This window comes from Paenibacillus sp. JL3B1040 (genome assembly GCF_057063165.1).
This window is the reverse complement of record NZ_CM169317.1, coordinates 1,148,317-1,168,968: the sequence shown is the minus strand read 5'-3', so window position 1 is coordinate 1,168,968 and position 20,652 is coordinate 1,148,317. Positions and strand designations below refer to the sequence as shown.

Annotated in this window: 15 protein-coding genes; 4 read left to right on the top strand and 11 right to left on the bottom strand. The window is 56.7% G+C overall.

The window, feature by feature from the left end; translation table 11 throughout:
* Positions 1-48 precede the first annotated feature (48 nt).
* The 5 genes from xylF to ACZF99_RS05075 all read right to left on the bottom strand — a co-directional run bounded on the left by xylF (position 49) and on the right by ACZF99_RS05075 (position 6,832).
* Complete coding sequence (xylF, locus tag ACZF99_RS05095; protein ID WP_483609600.1) at positions 49-1,155, bottom strand: D-xylose ABC transporter substrate-binding protein; 1,107 nt, start codon at positions 1,153-1,155, stop codon at positions 49-51.
* Positions 1,156-1,384: 229 nt separating this feature from the next.
* A complete protein-coding gene (locus ACZF99_RS05090) occupies positions 1,385-2,950 on the bottom strand; it encodes a helix-turn-helix domain-containing protein (protein ID WP_483609598.1) in 1,566 nt (521 codons plus the stop codon).
* Positions 2,951-2,973: 23 nt separating this feature from the next.
* The gene (locus ACZF99_RS05085) at positions 2,974-4,413 is read right to left on the bottom strand and encodes a sensor histidine kinase (RefSeq protein WP_483609597.1); all 1,440 of its coding nucleotides are present in this window, start codon (positions 4,411-4,413) and stop codon (positions 2,974-2,976) included.
* The gene (locus ACZF99_RS05080) at positions 4,410-5,393 is read right to left on the bottom strand and encodes a sugar-binding protein (RefSeq protein WP_483609595.1); all 984 of its coding nucleotides are present in this window, start codon (positions 5,391-5,393) and stop codon (positions 4,410-4,412) included. The genes ACZF99_RS05085 and ACZF99_RS05080 overlap by 4 nt, the downstream gene beginning before the upstream one ends.
* 455 nt (positions 5,394-5,848) lie before the next feature.
* Positions 5,849-6,832 carry a Gfo/Idh/MocA family protein gene (locus tag ACZF99_RS05075; protein WP_483612545.1) on the bottom strand — a complete coding sequence of 328 codons (984 nt, stop codon included), beginning with the start codon at positions 6,830-6,832 and terminating at the stop codon, positions 5,849-5,851.
* A 164-nt stretch (positions 6,833-6,996) separates the two neighbouring features.
* Between ACZF99_RS05075 and ACZF99_RS05070 the strand changes: the two genes are divergently transcribed.
* Positions 6,997-7,794: an SGNH/GDSL hydrolase family protein gene (locus ACZF99_RS05070; protein ID WP_483609593.1), complete on the top strand. Its 798-nt coding sequence runs from the start codon at positions 6,997-6,999 to the stop codon at positions 7,792-7,794.
* 34 nt (positions 7,795-7,828) lie between these two features.
* Here the strand turns inward: ACZF99_RS05070 and ACZF99_RS05065 are convergent, their stop codons facing one another.
* The 3 genes from ACZF99_RS05065 to ACZF99_RS05055 form a co-directional block, all read right to left on the bottom strand.
* On the bottom strand, positions 7,829-8,335 hold the full coding sequence (locus ACZF99_RS05065) for a CYTH domain-containing protein (RefSeq protein ID WP_483609591.1): 507 nt from the start codon (positions 8,333-8,335) through the stop codon (positions 7,829-7,831).
* 77 nt (positions 8,336-8,412) lie between these two features.
* Positions 8,413-9,372: an alpha/beta fold hydrolase gene (locus tag ACZF99_RS05060; RefSeq protein WP_483609589.1), complete on the bottom strand. Its 960-nt coding sequence runs from the start codon at positions 9,370-9,372 to the stop codon at positions 8,413-8,415.
* Positions 9,373-9,745: 373 nt separating this feature from the next.
* Entirely contained in the window at positions 9,746-11,425 is a 1,680-nt protein-coding gene (locus tag ACZF99_RS05055; protein WP_483609587.1) for a DUF4153 domain-containing protein, read from the bottom strand.
* A gap of 133 nt (positions 11,426-11,558) precedes the next feature.
* Here ACZF99_RS05055 and ACZF99_RS05050 point away from each other — a divergent pair, with 133 nt between their 5' ends.
* The 3 genes from ACZF99_RS05050 (at position 11,559) to ACZF99_RS05040 (ending at position 15,231) form a co-directional block, all read left to right on the top strand.
* Entirely contained in the window at positions 11,559-13,310 is a 1,752-nt protein-coding gene (locus ACZF99_RS05050; RefSeq protein WP_483609585.1) for an ABC transporter substrate-binding protein, read from the top strand.
* Between the two features lie 74 nt (positions 13,311-13,384).
* Positions 13,385-14,164 carry a Cof-type HAD-IIB family hydrolase gene (locus ACZF99_RS05045; protein ID WP_483609583.1) on the top strand — a complete coding sequence of 260 codons (780 nt, stop codon included), beginning with the start codon at positions 13,385-13,387 and terminating at the stop codon, positions 14,162-14,164.
* 134 nt (positions 14,165-14,298) lie between these two features.
* A complete protein-coding gene (locus ACZF99_RS05040) occupies positions 14,299-15,231 on the top strand; it encodes an S-layer homology domain-containing protein (protein ID WP_483609582.1) in 933 nt (310 codons plus the stop codon).
* A 108-nt stretch (positions 15,232-15,339) separates the two neighbouring features.
* On the opposite strand, the gene ACZF99_RS05035 is transcribed toward ACZF99_RS05040, so the two are convergent.
* The 3 genes from ACZF99_RS05035 to ACZF99_RS05025 all read right to left on the bottom strand — a co-directional run bounded on the left by ACZF99_RS05035 (position 15,340) and on the right by ACZF99_RS05025 (position 20,307).
* Positions 15,340-17,493 carry a glycoside hydrolase family 6 protein gene (locus ACZF99_RS05035; RefSeq protein WP_483609581.1) on the bottom strand — a complete coding sequence of 718 codons (2,154 nt, stop codon included), beginning with the start codon at positions 17,491-17,493 and terminating at the stop codon, positions 15,340-15,342.
* Between the two features lie 468 nt (positions 17,494-17,961).
* On the bottom strand, positions 17,962-19,311 hold the full coding sequence (locus ACZF99_RS05030; RefSeq protein ID WP_483609579.1) for an MATE family efflux transporter: 1,350 nt from the start codon (positions 19,309-19,311) through the stop codon (positions 17,962-17,964).
* 63 nt (positions 19,312-19,374) lie between these two features.
* Positions 19,375-20,307, bottom strand: coding sequence for an aldo/keto reductase (locus tag ACZF99_RS05025; RefSeq protein WP_483609577.1), 933 nt, complete (start codon positions 20,305-20,307; stop codon positions 19,375-19,377).
* Positions 20,308-20,652: the final 345 nt, after the last annotated feature.

Here is a 20,652-nt window from a genome sequence, read left to right as displayed (position 1 = left end):
CCAAGGAGACGCCGAACGCTCCCTGGTTTTCGCCGCTTCCGCCCCGTTTTATTGCTTAGGCCATTGATCCTTCGGTACGTTTTTGTACACGTCCTCCAGCTTGTGGAACCCGTCTTCGATAACCACGTTCAGGCTGTCCTTGTCGACCGGAATCGGATCGAGCAGCACCGAAGGCACATCGATTTTGCCGTTGTTGACGGTTTTGTCGGCTTTGACTTCCTCGCCTTTGGCGGCCGAGACGGCCATTTCCGCAGCGGTGATGGCGATCGATTTAATCGGTTTGTACACGGTCATCAACTGGGTGCCTTCGGCGATCCGCTGTACGGCGGCCAGGTCGGCGTCCTGCCCGGATACCGGAATTTTGCCGGCCATGCCTTGTGCGGTCAACGCCTGAACGACCCCGCCGGCGGTGCCGTCGTTTGCGGCTACGACGCCTTGCACGTCATTTTTGTTGGCGGTCAACGCGTTTTCCATGTTTTTCAGCGCCTCTTCCGGCTTCCAATCCTTGGAGAACTGGTCATACACGATCTTGATGTCGCCCTTCTCCTCAAGCGGCTTCAGCACGCTCATCGCGCCTTCTTTAAACATGTGTGCGTTGTTGTCGGTATCCGCGCCACCGATGTAGACGATATTGCCCTTCGGCGCCGCATCGATGACGGCGCGGGCTTGGAACTCGCCGACCCGGACGTTGTCGAAGGAAATGTAGTAGTCGACGTCCGAGTTTTTGATCAGCCGGTCGTATGCGATGACCTTGATGCCTTCTTTATGAGCCTTTTCCACGATCGGCGCGGTCGCTTCCGCGTTGTGCGCGATGACCACCAGCACGTCGACGCCTTGCGAAATCAGCTGTTCCGCTTGGCTTAACTGCGTGGCGTCATCCCCGTTGGCCGCAAGCACCTTCACTTCACCGCCGAGCTCTTCAACTTTGGCGGTGAATAGATCGCGGTCCTTCTGCCACCGTTCTTCCTTTAGCGTGTCCATCGACATCCCGATGACGATTTTGCCGTCGTCCTTGCCTCCGGCTGTGCTGCTCGCATTATTTTTCGCGTTTCCGCCGCTTGCGCTGCCGTCCGAAACGACCCCGCAGCCTGCCAGGGAGGAAGCCAACAAAATGGCCGCCAAGCTTAACCGTACAAAATGACTGTGTTTTTTCACTCCGCCTACGCCCCTTTTTAAAGAATCATGAATGTTTGCGCTTACAGAAAACATCTTAGCATCGCTTAACCCGCCGTGGCTCGGTCAATACCTGCACTTGTTTGCGTTGTGCCAGCACTCCCTTGCTGCCGGATGTAAAGGTTTTCATGGTAGCCGTTTTCACTGGACATTTTTGTGCGGAGAAGACAAAAAAGTCCTTGTCTGGGACAAGGACCTGTAGAACCGAAGCCTATTCGTTTTGCTGGCGATACTCGCTGGGCGTGATGCCGACCGACTTCTTGAATACCCGGCTGAAATAATTCGGGTCCTTGTAGCCGACCTCGTAACAAATCTCCTTTAAGCTTAAAGACCGATCGGAAATCAGCCGCTTCGCCTCCTCGATCCGCAGGCGGGTCAAATAATCGCTGAAATTTTCTCCCGTCTGCAGCTTGAACAATTTGCTGAAATAATACGGACTGAGATTCACGTATTCGGCGGTCTGCTCCATCGAGATCTCTTCCTTAAACCGCTGGCCGATGAACAGAAGCGCCCGCTGCAGCACATGCGAGCGGCTGCGTTCCTTCCGCTCCCGCAGTCCGTCGATCCAGCCGCACAGCCGGCGCAAAGCGCTCTCGCGCAGCGACACCGGATCCTCGCGGGCGCTCAAGTCCTCGATCAACTCGGGGCCGTCCCCCGCTTCCACGCCGCGGCTTAAATACAGGAGCAGCCCGATGACGTCGCCGCGCAGGCGCGGGTAGTGCCGCTGCTCGGCAATCTCCAGGCGCTCAAACAGCCGCCCGAATCGTTCCGTTGCTTCGGGCTTGTCGTGCCGCAGCAGCGCATCGAGCAGCTTCTTCTCCTCGTCCAGCGGAATCGCCGGGTGGCCGGAGCTTTCGGCGATATCGTCATAATGTCGGACGCTGACGATATCCTGTTCGTCCGCGCAGACGCGCACGGCTTCCCGGTAGGAGCGGCTCAACCCGTCCCAGCCTTCGCGGATCGAACCGATGCCGACCGACAGCGGCAGCCCGAACCGCTCCTCCACCTGGCTGCGCAGCCGCTCGCCCCATTCCAGCGCAATGACCCGCTGCGTATAGCCCGGCCGCCCCGGCGGAAACGGGACAAACAACGCCATCCGATGGCCGACCACCGGGCTCACCATGCAGGACAATCCCGGCTTTGCCCATTGCTTGACGGCATCGTAGATTTCTTTCTTCGCCGCCTGGAAGCTGGCCCATTCCTTCGGGGAGTGCTTCGCGAACGACAGCACCATCGCGTAACCCTTGCGCCACTGGAGATTCAGCATCCCCGCCAACTGGTCGGCTTCGACCTCCTGCGCGTATTCCAGCATCAGCATCAGGGACAGCTCGTTCTCCGCCAGCGGCAGCAGTTGGGACAACTTCTCCTGCAGGGCCAACTGCTCGTCGCGGGCCCGCTTGGCTTCTTCGGTTTCGGCGATCAGACTCATCAGCAGGTCCAGCACCTCTTCCCGCCGCGCCGGCTTCAGCAAATAATCCCGCACGCCCAGCGCCAGCCCCTCCTTCGCATAGGCGAAATAATCGTGGGCAGTGATCATCACGACCTTGGCTCCCGGCTGCCGGGCCATGATTTCCCTCACCGCTTCCAAGCCTTGAATCCCCGGCATTTTGATATCCATAAAAATAAAATCCGGCCGCCCCTCCTCCGCAAGCTGAATCGCCCGCCGTCCGTTCTCCGCATGGAGAAAGCGGAACGTATCCGGCATCGCGTGCTCGATCATCATTTCCAGGCCTTCCCGCTCCAAAGCTTCGTCGTCCGCAATCAACAAAGTATACAACTTTGGTTCCCCCATTCTCCGTTCTATTCCATGCCCGCGCGAAGAGGCAGCGTAAACCTGACGGCCGTTCCGGCGCCCTCCTCGCTGTCGATGGCGATGCGTTCCTGTCCGTCGAAAAATAAATGCAGCCGCTTGAACACATTATGCGTGCCAAGGCCCGTCGATCGCCCTTTGCCGCCGAACCGCGGCGCTTCTCCGCGAACCGACTGCAGCAGCTTGCTCACCGTCTCCCGGCTCATGCCGACACCGTTGTCGCGGATTTCAATCTCGACCCGGTCCTCTTCGTTGCGGCGGATCGCCAACTCCAGCACAGCCCCTTCCTCCATCTGCTCGATCCCGTGCACGAAGGCGTTCTCCAGAATCGGCTGCAGGGTCAAGCAAGGGATCATCCCGTCCAGCGCGCGCTCGTCGATGTCCATAACGAAGGCGATCCGATCGCGGAATCGCGCCTTCTGGATATTCATGTATTCAGTGACATGAGCCACCTCCTCGCGCAGCGGCACCGCCTGGTCGAGCTTCTGCAGGTTATAGCGCAGCAGCCGCGACACGGAGACGGCCAGGTCGCTCGTTTTGGAAGCCCCTTCAAGATAAGCCAGCTTGGAAATGGAATTCAGCGTGTTGAAGAGAAAATGCGGGTTGATTTGGCTTTGCAGCGTCTTTAGCTCCAGCTCCTTAACCAGCCGGTCTTTCTCCAGGTTGTTGATGTTCTCGGCCATCAGCTGCTGGATGTTGTCGATCATCCCGTTGAACGCCCGGCACAATATGCTGATTTCGTCGTTGCTGTCGCTTTCCGGGGCTTTCGTGTCCATCCGCCCTTTGGAAATCTGCTTGGCGGTCGCGACCAGCCGGCGGATCGGACCGGTGACGCTGCGCGACAGCCAGATGGCCAACAGGATGCTGAAGGCCGCCGCAGTCACTACCAGCAGGATGCCCAGCTTGTTCAGCTTGCCGGTCGTATACATCATCTCTTCGTAGATCGGCTTGTACTGCTCCAGCTCCAAGTCGACCAGCTCCTGGGCTTCCTCGCGGATAAAGCGCTGGGTCTGCTCCGCTTCGATATAAGCTCCGGCCATCGTATCGGAATCCTCATAGCTGATCCGCTCGATCATCGCCTCGGCCTGCTCCAGGAACGTATCGATGAGGTTGCGATAATTGGCGAGAGCGAGGTCGCTCCCGCCGATCGTCCGGAGCCCGTCCAAATCGGACCTCAAAGTCTTGACCGCATTCAAGTGTTTGACGACCTCGGGCAGGCTTTCGGTGTCCATCTGCATGATGAAGCGGTTCATCGACCGCATGTTCTCCCCCACCTCATAGGAGATTTCCTTATACAGCAAAATGCGCTTCATCATCAGGTGGTAGCTTTCCTGCACATTCTTCCCGCTTTGAAACAGAAAAAAGGACACCGAACTCATGACCAACACCAGCAGCGGAATGAACAGAAACAGCTTGCGGCGGATGCTCATAAACTCTCGCCCTCCTCCACGTTGCGCGCATCCAGCACTTTCACCTCGGTGAAATACTCCTTCTTCAGCGGTTTCCCCTGGAAATGCTCATAAAGCAGCCGAACGGCCATATCCCCCATCAAAAAAGGCTGCTGCGCGACCGTCGCCTCGATTTCGCCCTTGCGGATCGCCTCCAGCGTTTCTTTCTGATTGTCGAAGCCGATAATCGTCAGGTCGTCGCGATTTTTGGCCGCCTGCAGCACGCCGAGGGCATCGGTCGCGCTCGTGCCGACCATGATGTCGATCTCCGGGTGATTCCTGAGCATGTTGGCCGCCTGCTGGATCGCTTCCATGTGGGAGATGTTGGAACTGCGGACGTCGACGATCTCAAGCCCCTTATGCTCGGCAACGATTCTTTTGAGTCCGTCCAGCCGCTGCAGCTGGTTGGCGGCTTGATCGCTGCCGATGATCACGCCGATCTTCCCGATGCCGCCGGTCGTCTCTACGACAAGGCGGCCCAGGCGTTCGCCGGCGGCCAGGTTGTCGGTGCCGACGTAAGCCATCCGCTTGCTGTCCGGCGCGTCGGTGTCGATCGTGATGACGGGAATCCCGCGTCTTACCGCCTTGTCGATGACCGGCGTAAACCGCTCCTCGTTCAGCCCCTGCACGATAATCGCGTCGACGCGGGCGGCGATCGCTTTTTCCAGCAGATTCAGTTGTTCTTCCATGTTATTGCGCACCGGACCCGTAAACTCAATGCCGATGCCATACTTTTCGGCCGCTTGGGCCGCGCCCTTCTCAACCATCTCCCAATATGGGTGGTAACGTTCCTGCTCGATCAAGACGATATGGTAACGCGGCTCCCCGCTTGCGGGTTGTCCTTGCAGCTCTTTGACGATGCTGCCGATTTTCCCGGAATAGCGGGCAAAGCCGATAAACAAATAGACCAAAACCACGATGCACACGGTCATGCCGATGAGCCATTTTTTGTCCTTGATCATCTTGTTCGCCTCCCCGATTATCCTATCTTAGGGTGTAAACGGTTGCAACGAAAAAATTTCCGGGGGACGCGTCCCTCTTTCATGCTCCTTTGCACAATTATCCCTCTCGCTCAGGGAATAGGGGCGGGAGCAGGGGAGATTCCGGAAGGAAGCTCGCAACCGGCATCTAATGAAATCACGATATCTCACCCGCGCTTCATCCGCTCGTCCGATTGTCTGCATTGTCTGCATTGTCTGCACCTCTGCGGCCTGACCGAACGGGATAATTGTGCAAAGCATACGAACATAGCCACACGCAAGGGCGCACGACACCGGATGGCCTGACCGAATGGGATAACCGTGCAAAGCGCGCGGAAAGCGCGAGTCTGCTCGGCACGCTTAATAGCCCAAACCGGTCAGCCGGCTTGGGCTTAAACTAGCGTCCTTGCACTTAACGTCGTCCAACCGGCACCGGCTTAAACCTCGTCCGCCGGATACCTCAGTCCGAACTGGCGTCTGGCTTCCTCCATCAGCTCGGCGACGGCTAACGAACGGGCATGCGTATTGATCTGGCTCTCCCGCTGTCCGCTCTGAACCAGCTCGATGAACTCCAACGCCTCGTAATACATCGACTCTTGCGGCTGGGAGCGCGTCAGTTCCTCGGTCGTACCGTCGCGGTAAAGGATTTTGGCCTCATAAGGCTGGTTGATCCGGTCGATCACGATCGTCCCGTTCTCCCCCTGGATTTCGGTCGGCAGATAGGAATCCGTGATTTTCGAATACATGATGACGCCGTCCATATCCGGATAACGCACGATCAGGCTGCCCTCTCCATCCACGCCCGAGGACAGCATTACGGCGGAGGCTTGCACGGCTTCCGGCTTGCCGAAGAGCGTCACCATCGGGTAGATGCAGTAGATGCCTAGATCCATCAAGGCACCGTTGGAAAACGCGGGGTTAAAAGCGTTCAGCACCTTGCCCTGTTTAAACGCGTCAAAGCGCGAAGAATACTGGCAGTAACTCGAAAAATAGCGCCGTACCCGGCCGATTTTGTACAAGTTGTCGTGGACTGCCCGAAAATTCGGCATCAGCGTCGACTTGAGCGCCTCCATCAGCAGCACGTCGTTGCGGTGCGCCGCTTCGATCATCCGCCGAACCTCGGCCGCGTTGGAGGCCATCGGCTTCTCGCACAGTACGTGTTTGCCGTGATCCATCAGCAGGATCGCCTGCTCGGCGTGAAGTGAATTCGGGCTGGCAATGTAAACGGCATCGATGTCGGAGTTGGAGGCCATGGCCTTCAAGTCGGCATACACCTGGGGATTGCCGAACTTGGCGGCGAACTCCCTGCCCTTCTCCTCGGTCCGGGAGTACACCGCCGTCAAGGCAAATTGCTCCGTTTCCAAAGCCGCCTGAATAAAACGCTCCGTGATCCAGTTCGTTCCAATCGTGGCGAAACGTATCAAAGTGATTTCCTCCCTTTGTTCATGGTCGCTTTACCCGTATTCTCTCATTCCCTGTCACCCTTGTCCACTTTCGAACGCTAAAACAAATTTGTCCGGCAGGAACAACTTACTTGCTTTAGGCGTGAAAACTCATCTACAATAGATGTAACGAAATGAATGTCATGAAACTTAAAGTTTCGGGGCTTGAGAGAGGTGAGACTGTGGTCAACGACGGCAAGTTTTTCTCCAAAAATGAAATCAAGTACATGGTCAGCGGAGACTCTATTTCCAAAGGCGTCATTTATGATGAACAACGCCATAAATACGTCGTCTTGGAGAATAATTACGTTTCGCTCTTGCAGCAGAAGCTGAAGGGCGCGGTTCACAACACCGCCCGGTTCGGCAATACCTTGATGAAGGGGCTAACGAACCTCAAGAGGGACGTGGAGAAGGACAAACCCCATATCGTGCTGATCGAATACGGCGGCAACGACTGCGATTTCAACTGGAACGAGATTGCTGAACGTCCCGACGGAGAACACAGCCCGAAAACCGACTTTACCCTGTTCGAAAAAATGCTGACGGAAGCGATTCAATTCGTCAAGAGCCAGCAAATCGTCCCGGTGCTGATGAGCTTGCCTCCGCTGAATGCCGACAAGTATTTCAAATGGGTCAGCCGAAACGACCCGGAAGCGGAGCAGAACATTCTGAAATGGCTCGGGAGCGTCACGAAGATTTATTGGTGGCAGGAACGCTACAATTCGACGATTCTCAAAGTATCGGAGATGACCAAAACCAAATTCATCGACGTGCGCGGCGCGTTTCTCGAGCACCCCGATTACACGCAATTCCTTTGCTCGGACGGCATTCATCCGAACGAGGACGGCCACCGGATCATCTGCGACAAGGTTCTTGAGTTCGTTCGCAACAACTACCGCTTTTTGCTGCGGGACGGAAACGGCGGATTGGCGCTGGAGTAAGCAACACACCGATATAACGAAGAGACCTGATCGCTCAGGTCTCTTTTTTGCTGCGCTGCAAATCGCTCCATACCTTCTTGTTGCTGTACCGCTTATCGGTGCTGATGTCGGGACCGAACCAGGCCGGGGGCACGAAAGCCCGCGCATCCTCCTCGGAATCGAACTCGACTTCCAACACGATAAAATCGATCTGGTCATAGACGTCGATTTCCACCGTATGCTTGCCCCACTCTGCGGTCACCCGTCGTTTCGTCAGCGGGACCGCCCGATGGATCCCGGTAATTTGCGCATACAGCCCCTCCGAAATGGACACCTCCACTTCTTCGCGGGACAAGCCGAACCCTCGTTTGAACGTATGGGTATATTGAACCTCTCCGGTCCGTAAGTTCTCGATTCTGCGGACCCGCAGCTCCTGGTCCTCGTGCAGGGCCAAATACGTCTGGTCGATCGCATGTTCCGACCGAACGACGAGTCCCCCCTCCCGTATCAAATGCTCCGGATAGGTCGGCAGCAGAAACTTGCGCTCTATTTCCAGCGACAACGGAACAACCTCCTCTCTCTCTTCTTCAGGGAATCGCACTCTCCTGGACGGCTTTTTATTCGGGCTTCCTTACGTCCCTACAAGCCGAGCATAAACTGAACGATCTTGTCGTGCATGCCCGGCAGCCCTTCATGGCCGAAGTCCGGGAAAATCTCCAGCCTTTTCGGCGAAGAGATCGCGTTGTAAGCGGCAAATTGGGTGGAAGGCGGACAAATTTCATCCATCAGGCCAATCCCCATCAGCACTTCGGCCTGAATACGGCTCGCCAGATGGTGTACGTCGATGTACCCCAATTTGGCGAACAGCTCTTCCTCCCGCTCATGCTGCGGATCGAAGCGGCGGAAATAGAGCCGCAGCTCCTCGTAAGCATTACGGGCCAAGTCCATCTCCCAAACCCGACGGTAATCGGACAGGAACGGATAGACGGGGGCCGCCCGACGGATGCGCGGCTCGAGCGCGGCGCAGGCCAGCGTGATCCCGCCGCCTTGCGACCAGCCGGTTACGCCAACGCGATTCTCGTCCACCTCCGGCAGATCCATGGCGATTCCCGTTAACTGCACGGCGTCCAGGAAAATATGGCGGAACAGCATATTATGCGGGTCCCCGTCTACCCCGCGGATGATATGGCCTTGCAGCGTATTTCCGATCGTCCCGCCGACATCTTCCGATTTGCCGCCTTGTCCGCGGCAGTCCATGGCAAACACGTGGAAACCCAGCGACGCGTAGCCCAGCTTCTCGCTCCAGTCGCCGGCGTTTGCCGAGTAGCCGTGAAACAGGACTACCGCCGGCGCCGGGCCATCGGATTTCGCCGGGCGCACGTATTGGGCGTGGATGCGCGCTCCCTTAACTCCCGTAAAATAAAGATGATAACATTCCACGCCCGGCAGCTGATAATCGGCTTTTTCGATCCGAACCTGCGGATCGACGGCGCGCATCTCGCGCAGCGCCACCTCCCAGTAAGCATTGAAATCCGGCAGCTTCGGGTTGATTCCTTTGTACTTGCGCAATTCGTCCAAGGGCATGTCGATAACCGGCATTGATCTCTTCCTCTCTCCACAATAGGGTCTGGTTTCACCGATCCGGCTCGGCTGCGGCAGCAGCCGCCGCAGGGTCATCGCTCACAGTATAGCTTGACAACGCTTTCTGTACAAGAGGGACCGGCTAATGCCCATACCCTCTTTTCCGGGGAAAAGGATGTGCGGCGGACTTAGATTATACGCTAACGGACCACAGCGCCCTTATTCTTGCTCATTCCTTCTCTTAACGGTTCTAGCGGACCGTATGGACCTTATTCCATCCCTAGAGCCTAGGGGATATAGAAAATGGCCGACATAACGCCGCTGGAGTCCGTTACATCGGGAAATCATCTGGTCATGAGCAAATAAGGTCATTTCAGTCCGTTAGCCAGTGTTACTCGGTGGCATGTATCCGATCTGCCCGCAGCTTCCGCGCCGCCCGCGATTCGGCCAAGTTAGAACTTTGCCAGCCGTGTTCCCCTTGCGTCAAGCCGTCCCAACGCTCATGCAAGCGGCGGTTCAGTTGCGTGCGCGGCTCGGGATCCAGGCCGGGTCCCGCTTGGCGGCTGAACTTCAGCAGCTCCGGCACCGCATCGGGAGACAGACCCGCCAGGTAGTCCACGTCGATATGGCCCGTTTCCCGGTATCGCTCGATATTTTTGGCCGCGATGATGCGGTCCATGTTGGCGTAATTAACGGTAACGTAAGCTGAGATGCTGATAACGATAAAACACTTCGCCAGGGGCAAGGCTACATAACGAATGCGTAAACCGGCGCAGACCAGTAACACGGCCAAGTACAGCATAAACGCATGCGACAAAAAGCGAATGTACGTGTAGCCGTAGGCTTCCTCGTAAAGCAACAATCGCGTAAACGCCGATACCAGCATAATGGCCGAGCAGCCGACCAGGATGTAGAGCAAGGTATCGTTCAGCCGCCTCATCCCTTTCCCGGCTTCTCCTCCAAACGTTAGCGTCCCGGCCAAAATCGCGAAATTGATCGCCGACACCGCGATCAGCTCGAAGAAGCCGCTGCGGGCATATTCCGCATAGGACTGTCCTGCCGGTAATTGGCCCTGCCAAGCGCCAAACAAATAGGAAAACTGCAGCGAAGCAAACAATACGTAAACGATATTGATTAGAATCAACACGGTGGCGGCCACCAGCGGATCGATCTTCGGCACCCCCATAGGATAGCCCCCGCTTGCAGTTGGACCGATCGGTTCGATGGGTGAAGCTGGTTGGGCTGGGTCGTTCGGATTGATTGGATTGATTGGATCGCTTGGATCGGTTGGCTGGGTTGGCTGCGTTGGATCGGTTCGCCGAGTTGGTTGGGCGAGCGGCTTCGCCGTTAACGGCGTCGGATCCGGACGCGGACTGACAAATCCCCACAAATAGCCGAACAGGAGCAATCCAAGGACCAAGACATATATCGCGCGGAATAGGCCGTCCCCAAACGAGAAGCTGCTGTTTAGCCATTCGGGAATCCGCGACAGCAGGCGGTCAAAGCTGCTGTCCGCCGAGGTCAAGAGCCCCACGACGATGACCAGCAGCGGGAAAGCGATCAATAGGCCAAGCAGCACCTTTCCGATCGCTTGCTTGCGCCGGTCCGCGATTTTACGACTTGTGAAGGAACGGGCCAAATGAAACACCGTCGCCAAGTGCCGCAGGTTTTGCGGAATCAGATGATCCAGTGTGTCCCCGATCAACCGCAGGTCGCTCCATCCGCGTCCCTTCGGGTTCAATATGTAAGTTGTATGCGCGAAGACAAGGCCGGTCAAGGCGAGCACATTTAATGCGGTAAACACGGGGTTGGCGTACACCGCGAAGGTGAGCGACAACAGCAGAACGGCCGCCAGCGAAAACCAGCCAAATCCCGAAATCGGCCGGCGTACCCGCTCGGGAGCACAAAGCCCGACATACAGATAAAACAAGACGACAAACAGCGGGACGGAGATGCCGAAGCCATGTTTGTAAAACAGCATCTGATGAATCGCGGCCAGCACGAGAGCCGCCGCCAGCACCGTCAATGTACGGCGGGACGATATTTCATTCTTGTTCTTGGGCAATTCCATTGCTCTTCCATTCCTCCGTTTCATGGATCGTTGGGAGACAATTGTTTCCGTATGGCCCATTTTAAATGATAAAATAAGAAGATAAAGAGAAGAAATCGGGTGCAAAACTTCGTATTTTAGGGAGGTCGGCCAGGTGAAATTGCATCATCAGTATCTGCTGCTGCATTCCAAGTACGGCACGGTGAACATGGACGAGCTGACGGGCGTCACCTTGGATGAGTTAGCGGCCGCTTTGGGCTGCACGCACCGGAACGCCCTGACCGTGATTCGCCGCATGGAGCAGCTCGAATGGATCGAATGGAGGTCTCAGCGGGGACGCGGCGCGCGTTCGGTTTTGCGGTTCATGGTACCGCCGGAGGACATTGCCGCCCAGTCGATGACGCAGGCCATTCGGCGCAAGGATGTGCGCATGGCCATCGACGATCTTCGCAGGCATGCCGGAGCATCGGCGATGCAGGATCGGCTGCAAGGCTGGCTGCTGTCCTATTTCGGACATCATGCGGAAATGCGCCGCGACCGGCAGATCGACTCCTTGCGCTTGCCTATACGGCAGCCCTTGCAAACCATCGACCCGCTCAATATGAATCTGCTGGCCGAGACGTTCATCGCCAGCCATGTATTCGACGGGCTCGTCCGCCGGGCGGGAGATACCGGAGCGGTCGTCCCCGGCCTGGCCCATGCTTGGGAATGTGATGAGAGCCGGACGGTGTGGACCTTTTTTCTGCGCAAAGGAGTGTTATTTCACAACGGCAGTCTAATGACCGCCGCAGACGTAGCCTACACGTTTGAACGGCTGGCCGGCAGCTCGCGGCGTTCGCTGTACAACTCGATCTTCCGGCAGATCGGCGACATAGCCGCCTTGAATCTCCATACAGTCCGCATGACGCTGAAGGAGCCGTGCGAGTTGTTCCTGCCCAGCCTCTGTACTACCCGGGCCTCCATCGTTCCCCGCTACCTTGATCAACGGGGCGAAGCCGAATTCGGGCGGCGGCCGGTCGGAACCGGACCGTTCAGGGTGACGGCGTTCCAGGACAGCCTCTGCGTTCTGGAGTCGTTTCCCCACTATCACCGGGGCCAAGCCCATCTGGACCGGATCGAAATCGTTCACGTCCCTTGGGAGCTGAGCGGAAAGGAGCCGGGGTCCATCGAGAGCGAAAGGTTGTCCCCTTTCCACGTCATCCCCGGCCAGCCCGCGTCCCGGGAGGGGAGCTGGACCGAAATGCACTCGCAGGTGTCTGTCCGTAAGTTCGTCACCTGCAATACCCGCAAACCCGGCGCGCTCCGCGATCCGCGTCTCAGAGCCCAAATCATGGGGGTCATCGGACGCAGCGCCGCAATGGAATCGGCAGAAGGCGGTATGCGTTCCGAGAAGAGCCCGGCCGATCCGGCCGAACTGGCCTTGCCGGCTTCCACTGCGGCGGACCCGCTGCGCATCGCGACCATCACCCCCTATAAGCCGGATGCCGACCGGGTCGCTCAGCAGTTGGAAGCGGCCGGCTTCGCCTGCCGGGTCCAATCCTCGTCGGCGGAGGAATTCAAGGGCGATATTCGTCTGCAGGCGGACCTGATCGTGTTCTCGCTGCTGCGCGACCAGGATGAGCCGTTGCGCCGTTACGACTTGTACCAGACCATCGCGCAGCATGTCGAGCCGCATCGGCAAACCGACATCCAGCAGCAGCTCCGCGCGGTTGCCCGGGAGATGTACCCGTGCACGCGGGATACCTTGCTTGATTGGGTGGAAACCGCAATGATTACGGCGAACGAGCTGGCCATTTTATCGGAAAAACCGCTGCAAACCGCCTTTCTCCCCTCCGTTCGTGGCGTCAGCTTCAACAGCCAGGGATGGGTCGATCTGCGCAGCCTCTGGTTTCCGCCCAAACTGTGACCGGTTTGCGACCGCGTGGTACACTATTTTTGCAGATAAATAAAAATTACGAACACGGATAGGAGCCATCCCAAATGAATAACTACCAAATCGTCTTCTTCGATATCGACGGTACGCTGGTTAACGAGGACAAGCAGGTTCCGCAGGACACGGTCCGGGCCATCGCCGAATTGAAAGCGAACGGAATCGAGCCGGTCATCGCGACCGGACGGGCGCCGTATTTTTTTGAACCGATCGCGAAGCTGCTGCACATCGAATCTTTCGTCAGCCTGAACGGCGCTTACGTCGTATACCGCGGCGAGCCGCTGCTCCAGCGGACCCTGCCCCCGCAAAGCCTCCGGAAGCTGGTCGAGCTGGCCGGACGCCACCGGCATCCGCTCGTGTTTCAGGGGCATGAACGTTATTACGCCAACACCGACGCCCACCCGTTTATCGTAGAGTCCATCGCTTCCCTGAAGGTGGAGCATCCGGGATTCGATCCCGAATTCTGGAGCAAGTCGCCGGTGTATCAGGCTTTCTTGCACTGTGAGGAGCAGGATGAGGCGCTGTACGCAGGGCAGTTCGACGATCTGCGCCTCATCCGCTGGCACCCGAAGGCGATGGACGTGACGATCCGCGGCGGCTCCAAAGCCGTAGGCATCGCGGCCATGCTGGAACGCCTCGGCATCCCCCTTTCCAACGCCGTAGCTTTCGGGGACGGCTTGAACGATAAGGAAATGCTGCAGGAAGTGGGGTTGGGCATCGCCATGGGCAATTCCCATCCGGACTTGCTGCCATACGCCGATTATGTCACCGCCGACGCGGACAAGGGCGGGATCCGCCAAGGCCTGCGTTACGCGGGGCTGATATCCTGAACGACCAGGCGAAAAAAATGGGATAAAAAGTGAAACATCCGTAACTCTTCCTGCGTCTAAGAGTTTAATCACCGTATCCGAGAGGGGGGAATTTAGACCTTTTCGCTAACTCTTGTTCCAGGAGGGACTCACGAATGAAAACGAAACATCATTTATCCAAATTTCCGAAGCTGACGCTACTCATGGTGATCGTGTTCACCCTGATGTTCGGCGGCACCGCCTCGGCCTTTAGCGACATTAAAGGCGACAAAGAGCAGAAGGCGATCGAACGGCTTGAGAAGCATGGGATCATCAAAGGCGACTTTCACGGGCGCTACTACCCGGCCCAGAAGCTGACGGGCGCCTCCGCCGTCTCCTTGATCGTCAAGGCGCTGGACCTGAACTTCGATACGACCCGGTTTGTCAAAATGCCGAAAGCCAGCGATTATTACACCAAGGTCAACGATAACGCCTGGTATGCCCAAGCCTTCGTCATCGCGAACTATTACGGGCTGGACATTCCGAAGGATATCAATCCGGCCGCCAAAGTGACGAAGGAGCAGTTCAGCCACTGGCTGTTCAAAGCGCTGAGCACGAAGGGCAGTTACATGTGGACCATGCAATATTTGTCCATCAACGACGAGAAACAAATCAACAAGGATTACATGGGCAGCATTCAATCTCTTATCAAAGCCAAAATCGTCGCCCTGGATAAGAAGGGGAACTTCGGACCGAAGCAACCGGTCTCCCGCAGCGAAGCCGCGGGCATGCTCGACCGGACGCTGCAATTCATTGAGGACCACCAGACCGTCGTAAACCCGGTTCCCGGCAGCCTGTACGATTTCGGATTGAGCACGGACAAAATCTCGAACGACGTGACGAAAGTGACGATCACGGCGATGGCGCCGCACCCGGGTTACGGCCTGGAGGTTTCGAACATCTCGTTCAAGGACGGCAAGGCGCTCATCGACTATCGCGTTTTGCCCCCTGAGCCGGGGCAGTTTTATCCGCAGGTCATTTCCGAAGTGAAAGCGGCCACCTACATCCCTGCCGGCTACGAGCCGGTGCTGGGCGCACAATCGAAATAAATCCGCACAGACGAAAGACGATTCCATCACCGCTGGGCAAGCGGGATGAAATCGTCTTTTGGCATGCCATGCTTATGCTTTAGCAAAGGAACTCCGGCGATGCCTTTATTATTGCGGCTCTACGCCCCAAACCAGCGTACCGTTTTGATAAAGAGTGATACGATCCCAATCCGCGTACGCCGTTTTGGAGGCATCATACGAATAATCATTGCTCTCGTCGAAATTGGACCAGTCGCTCTTGGCCATCCGCAGCTGGATGTCGCCGGACTGCCCGCCTGCGGCGATTTGTCCGGCCGCCGCGGTAAAGCTCAGCTCAATATAGGTGTCCGCATTCGCCCCGGATACGGCGCCAAACGTTTGTTGAATGTTGGCCGCGCCGAGCTGGGCCCAATCGATCCAAGCGTTCACGTCTTGGCTGCCGTCTCTCGTAAAGTAATAACGTATCTTCAATGTACTCAAATCAACGGCAGTCGTCCCGTTGTTCTTGATATTGAACTGCGGCTTGATTTGATTGTCGGAAGCGTTCGTGTCCCCGGTACGGTATTGCAGCACCAAATTCCCGGTCCCGGTTCCGCCGCCGCTTGGCGTCGCGGCAACCTGGGCCGAATTCGCGCTTTCTCCGGCGCCGTTCGCCGCGCTGACGACGTAATAATACGTCGTACCGTTCGTCAGGCCGGTGTCCGTGTAGCTTGCGGCGGCAACCCCCGCCGCCACGGTCGTGTACGGTCCGCCGCTTGTCGTGGCGCGCTTCACGTTATAACTCGTAGCGCCGCTTGACGCCGCCCAGCTAAGCGCAACCTGCGCATTGCCTGCGGTTGCGGTCAGGCCGGCCGGCGCCGCCGGAACGGTAGGCGTCTCGCCGCCGCCGGTCGGAATGGCCGGATATGCATTTTGAACCAGTTGAACGAATTGGTCATGGAACCAGTGTCCGGAGATCGGAGCATTCGGCAGCGCCCCGGTCAACGTGCCGTTGGCACTGACATAAGTCGGATCGCACATTCTGTCGAACCCTTTGCCTTCATCGTTGGGAATGGCCGTGCTGGAGCCGTCCGATTCACCCGGAGGCTTCACCCATACGAAAGCGTCCAGATGAGAGCCCGGATAACCCGCCGGCGCGGCCTGCGGAGGCTGGCCCATTCCTGCGCCGCTGGCATTGCACCAGTTCCCGCGATGGAGACGCTTGTCGATCCGTCCGGAATCGGCATACGCATCCACCGTTGTGCCGCTGGCCCCGGTCGGCCGGTCCGGACCGCCCCACCCGTTGCGGGAGGTGTCGATCAGGAAGCCGATGCTGGAAGGCCATCCCTTGGCCACAAACCCGGAATACAGCGCCGCCGTGAAGTCCGCCTCGTCAAAGTAAGGGTTCCATTCATAATATTTGGCGGATTTCAACTGCATCCCGTTGATCGTCAAATTCGGGTCGGGCAGATACGGCTCCTCCAGCGGAGTCGTGTTGGCCGTATTGGTGATAAAGCCGTCCACGCTGGCAAGTCCGGCCGGCGTCCCGGCGACGACCGACGTAAAGAGGTCGATAGCCGGCTGCCGGTTGCTGTCCCAGCCTAGCCAACCGGAGTGCCCGATGTCCATGTAGTTGTAAACGTTAGGAATGGCGTGCAGCTTTTCGAGGGCATACCGCGTTGCGTCCCGGTAAATGTTGGTCGAGTTGGCCTGCGCGCATTTCGGATCGCTCAGGTTCGTGACCAGATTCGGCAGCGAATCGGGCTCAATAATGGCGACTATCCGGATTCCGGCGTATTTCGGATTGGAAAACACTTCGACGATCGGATCAATGTAGCTTGTTTTATAAGTCTGCAAACCTTCCGCCGTCAAGGGCAATTCGCCGTTGGAAGCCAAAGCGTGGCAATCCCGGCCCGGCAGGTTGTAGATTACGAAGGTAGCCACGATCGGCGTATTTCCCTGCTTCTGGGCCAGCACCTCGTCCATCGTTTCCACCAGGCTTTTTCGCCCCCCGTTAGCCTCGCCGCCGGCAATGGCCGCCATGCGGTCCAGCCAAACCGCCGTCGGGTACGACTTGACGGTCTCCATCTTGGCCTTCAGCGTAGGATCGCTGACCTTGGCGATGGAGGTATCGATCAACGCCGCATAGTCCGGATTCACATACATGGTCGCGCCCAAAAAAGGATTGTCGACATGAGCTTCGGCGGCATAACTTTTTTGTACTCCGATAGGCTGCAGCAATGTTAGCGCCAAGGCCGTTACTGCCATCATCGCCGTCGCTCGTTTAAAGAGTTTCGAGAACATGAGATCACTCCTTATTAGTGATGGTTAACGGTTCGGCCCTTTACGGGCATATACTAACTCCTCCTTTTCTCACAAAATGCCGCCGATCCCCACCTCCCTTTTTCAACGCAAGTATGCGCTTTCATAAAAACAGATAAATTTGGAATAAAAAACCAAAATCTTACATCTTTATATTATTTTTCGGATCCAACTTTTGTATAGTTTAAATTCTTCCGTAATTGAGTTGAATTTCTTTTGAATTCATCCCGGCACAGCATAAAACCTCGCCGCTGGCGAGGTCCTTTATTTTAAGTAAAGACGGTAATGATTGAGGTACTGAGGCTTGACGGAGGCAACAGGAACAAATGCGAAATTTTACGCTTGGGAGAGACGCTATTGGCGCCGAAACGGGGTCCTGCAAAATGCAACGCTGATGTGAGAACTTATTTACTCCCTCATAAGCACCCTGATCAGCGTTAACGTAAGCTTCTAACCGAACTCCCGAATCCAGCGGTAGCGGTTGACCTTCACGACGGCCACGAAGCATTTGAGGATCTGATCGGATTTAAGGCAAACGAACGTCACCAGCGGCGACAAGTGGAACACGGCGGCGCAGAGGAAGGCCGACGGCAGTACGATGAGCCACATGAAAATAAAGTCGTTGTACAACACGAATTTCGTATCCCCTCCGCTGCGGACGATCCCCGTCAGCGCCGGCATTTGGTAAGCCGTGCCTACCGCCGTAATCGAGAGCACCGTCATAAACTGCAGGGCCAACGCCTTGGATTCAGGGGATATCGCGTAGAAGCCCAACACCACGTCCTTGATCAAAAAGAGCACCGCCCCCGTTCCCAAACCGATGATCAAATAAAGCATCTGCAGCGTTTGGGCGTAAGGTTTGATTTTCTCCGGATGTCCGGCACCGATCGTCTTCCCGATGATCACGGCCGTTGCGCTCGCCGAAGCGTACGTTACGACCGACACGATTTGGAAGATTGTAGTTGCGATGCTGTTCGCAGCAATCGCCGCTTCCCCCATATGGCCCAGGATTCCGGATTGCACCGCCATGGCCAGCCCCCAGAGAGCATTGGAGGCCAGGATCGGCGAGCCGACGCTTAAGTATTGCTTGAAGATCTCCCGATTAAATTGGAAGAAGTCCCGCAGGGCAAACTTTATTTTCCGATCGACCCGTTTCAGGTATCCCACCACGATCGCAAGTTCGATGATCCGGGCCGTTAATGTTGCCGCAGCCGAGCCGCGCACCCCCCAGGCCGAGAACCCGAAATGCCCGTAGATCAGCAAATAGTTCAGGCAGACGTTGATGATTAACGTTGATAAAGAAAGGATAAATCCCACTCTGACCGTCTCCACGCTGCGGAGGGAAGCCAGCAGCAGATTCGTGGCCGCAAAGAAGAGATAAGAGAAGCCGATGATTTGTAAATACTTAGCCCCCTCCGCGATGACGCGATCCTCATTGGTGAACAAGGACAGACACCCGTGCGGGAACAAGAATACCGCCAGCCACAGCAGCAAAGCAAGCCCCAGCGCGAGGCGCATGCCGATGCTGGAAACCTTCTTGATCGTCCGAATGTCCCGTGCGCCCCAAGCGCGCGAAGACAGAATCACCACGCCTTCGCCAACGCCCATAACGAGCATTTGCAGCAGGAACTGGAGCTGATTGGCGAGGGCTACCCCGGACAAAGCCGATTCGCTGTAGCCGCCCAGCATGATATTATCCGATAGATTGACGCCGAAGGAAATGACGTTTTGCAGTGCAATAATCCAGGTCAGTCTGAAAAAACTTTGGTAAAACTCTTTTTCCCGTACCCATAAACCCATGACAGGCAACCCTTCTTTTCCGTGCTGCCGTAATCCGCCGTGTTCGTTTTGCCTTCGAGCGATTTACCAGCCGAGATTTTTGAAGCGGATTTCCCGCTCCCATAAGTCCTGCAATTTCCGCGTCGATTCGTCCGGCAGCGCCGCAGCGCCGGCCGCGACATTCTCGCGAAGCTGAGCGCTGTTCCGAACGCCGGGGATGACCGTCGTCACCTCCGGGTACGCCAAAATAAAGCGCAGCGCCGCCATCGTCATCGTCGTTTGCTCGTTTTCAAGGAAACGGATTTGCTCCAGCAGCTCCGCCCTGGCCTGAATGACCTCCGGGGACCAGCGGCTGCGGACATCCGAGAACGAGCTGGTTCCGTCGTATTTGCCCGAAAGCCAGCCGGAATCGAGCGGCACCTTGATGATCAAAGCGACGTCTTTCTCCGCGGCCGCCCGGAACGCCTGCGCCGTTTCCTGGTAAAAGATGTTGAACATCACTTCCATGACGTCAAGCCGGGCATGCTTCAACGCCTCCAGCATCTCGCGGCTGGAATCGACGGACACGCCGTAGGCCAATATTTTTCCTTCCGCTTTGAGATCCTCCAGCACCTGGTAGTGGCCGTATTTGCCGTCCAGGTGATCAAACGGCGGGTTATGGATCAATACGGAATCCAAATAATCGGTCTGCAGCCGCATCAGGCTGCGTTCGATCGAATTCCGGATTTGCGCGGCCGAAAAGTCGGTCCCTTCCGGGGAATGGCCGAATTTCGTATTGATCACCGCTTTGTCGCGTTTTCGTTCCAGCGCTTTGCCGAGCAGGACCTCGCTTTTACCTAGACCGTAATTGGGAGCGGTATCAAAAAAGTTGACTCCAAGGTCCAGCGCTTCATGCACCAGCCGAATGGCCTCATCCTCCTCCATCGCCGCCCAGTCCTGCTTGTTCCCGAGCTGCCAAGCGCCAAAACCGATCTCCGACACCCGTTTGCCGGTCGTTCCGTACCTTCTGTACTTCATCCTCTCACGCTCCTGCGATGTTTGGATTTGGGGAACTGTAACTCTCGCCCCATATTCTAGCTCGAATTCCGATAAGCCGCAATGCAATTCCCTTCTGTAACCTTCGGCAAATATGGTATACTTGGCTAAATCGAATTACCATATTTTCTCTTTTAATTCCAGCATATCGAATGCTGGTTTTCTATTCACATTCGCCGTTTTCTGAACATGCGGTTCAGTTTTGCTTCATGGGAAGAGTTGGACCATCGGATCGCCGTCTATCAAATCTTTTTGGATTTTTCCAGATTCTTGTCCTCACGGACTGCACACAACCTGTCAGTTATGCACTTCCGCACCTCGCGGAGT

What these genes read in the sequence shown, in the direction of transcription:
- ACZF99_RS05085 (WP_483609597.1), bottom strand. Translation starts at nt 4,413, where the DNA reads ATGAGCATCCGCCGCAAGCTGTTTCTGTTCATTCCGCTGCTGGTGTTG.
- ACZF99_RS05080 (WP_483609595.1), bottom strand. Translation starts at nt 5,393, where the DNA reads ATGATCAAGGACAAAAAATGGCTCATCGGCATGACCGTGTGCATCGTG.
- ACZF99_RS05070 (WP_483609593.1), top strand. Translation starts at nt 6,997, where the DNA reads ATGAAACTTAAAGTTTCGGGGCTTGAGAGAGGTGAGACTGTGGTCAAC.
- ACZF99_RS05060 (WP_483609589.1), bottom strand. Translation starts at nt 9,372, where the DNA reads ATGCCGGTTATCGACATGCCCTTGGACGAATTGCGCAAGTACAAAGGA.
- ACZF99_RS05055 (WP_483609587.1), bottom strand. Translation starts at nt 11,425, where the DNA reads ATGGAATTGCCCAAGAACAAGAATGAAATATCGTCCCGCCGTACATTG.
- ACZF99_RS05045 (WP_483609583.1), top strand. Translation starts at nt 13,385, where the DNA reads ATGAATAACTACCAAATCGTCTTCTTCGATATCGACGGTACGCTGGTT.
- ACZF99_RS05040 (WP_483609582.1), top strand. Translation starts at nt 14,299, where the DNA reads ATGAAAACGAAACATCATTTATCCAAATTTCCGAAGCTGACGCTACTC.
- ACZF99_RS05035 (WP_483609581.1), bottom strand. Translation starts at nt 17,493, where the DNA reads ATGTTCTCGAAACTCTTTAAACGAGCGACGGCGATGATGGCAGTAACG.
- ACZF99_RS05030 (WP_483609579.1), bottom strand. Translation starts at nt 19,311, where the DNA reads ATGGGTTTATGGGTACGGGAAAAAGAGTTTTACCAAAGTTTTTTCAGA.
- ACZF99_RS05025 (WP_483609577.1), bottom strand. Translation starts at nt 20,307, where the DNA reads ATGAAGTACAGAAGGTACGGAACGACCGGCAAACGGGTGTCGGAGATC.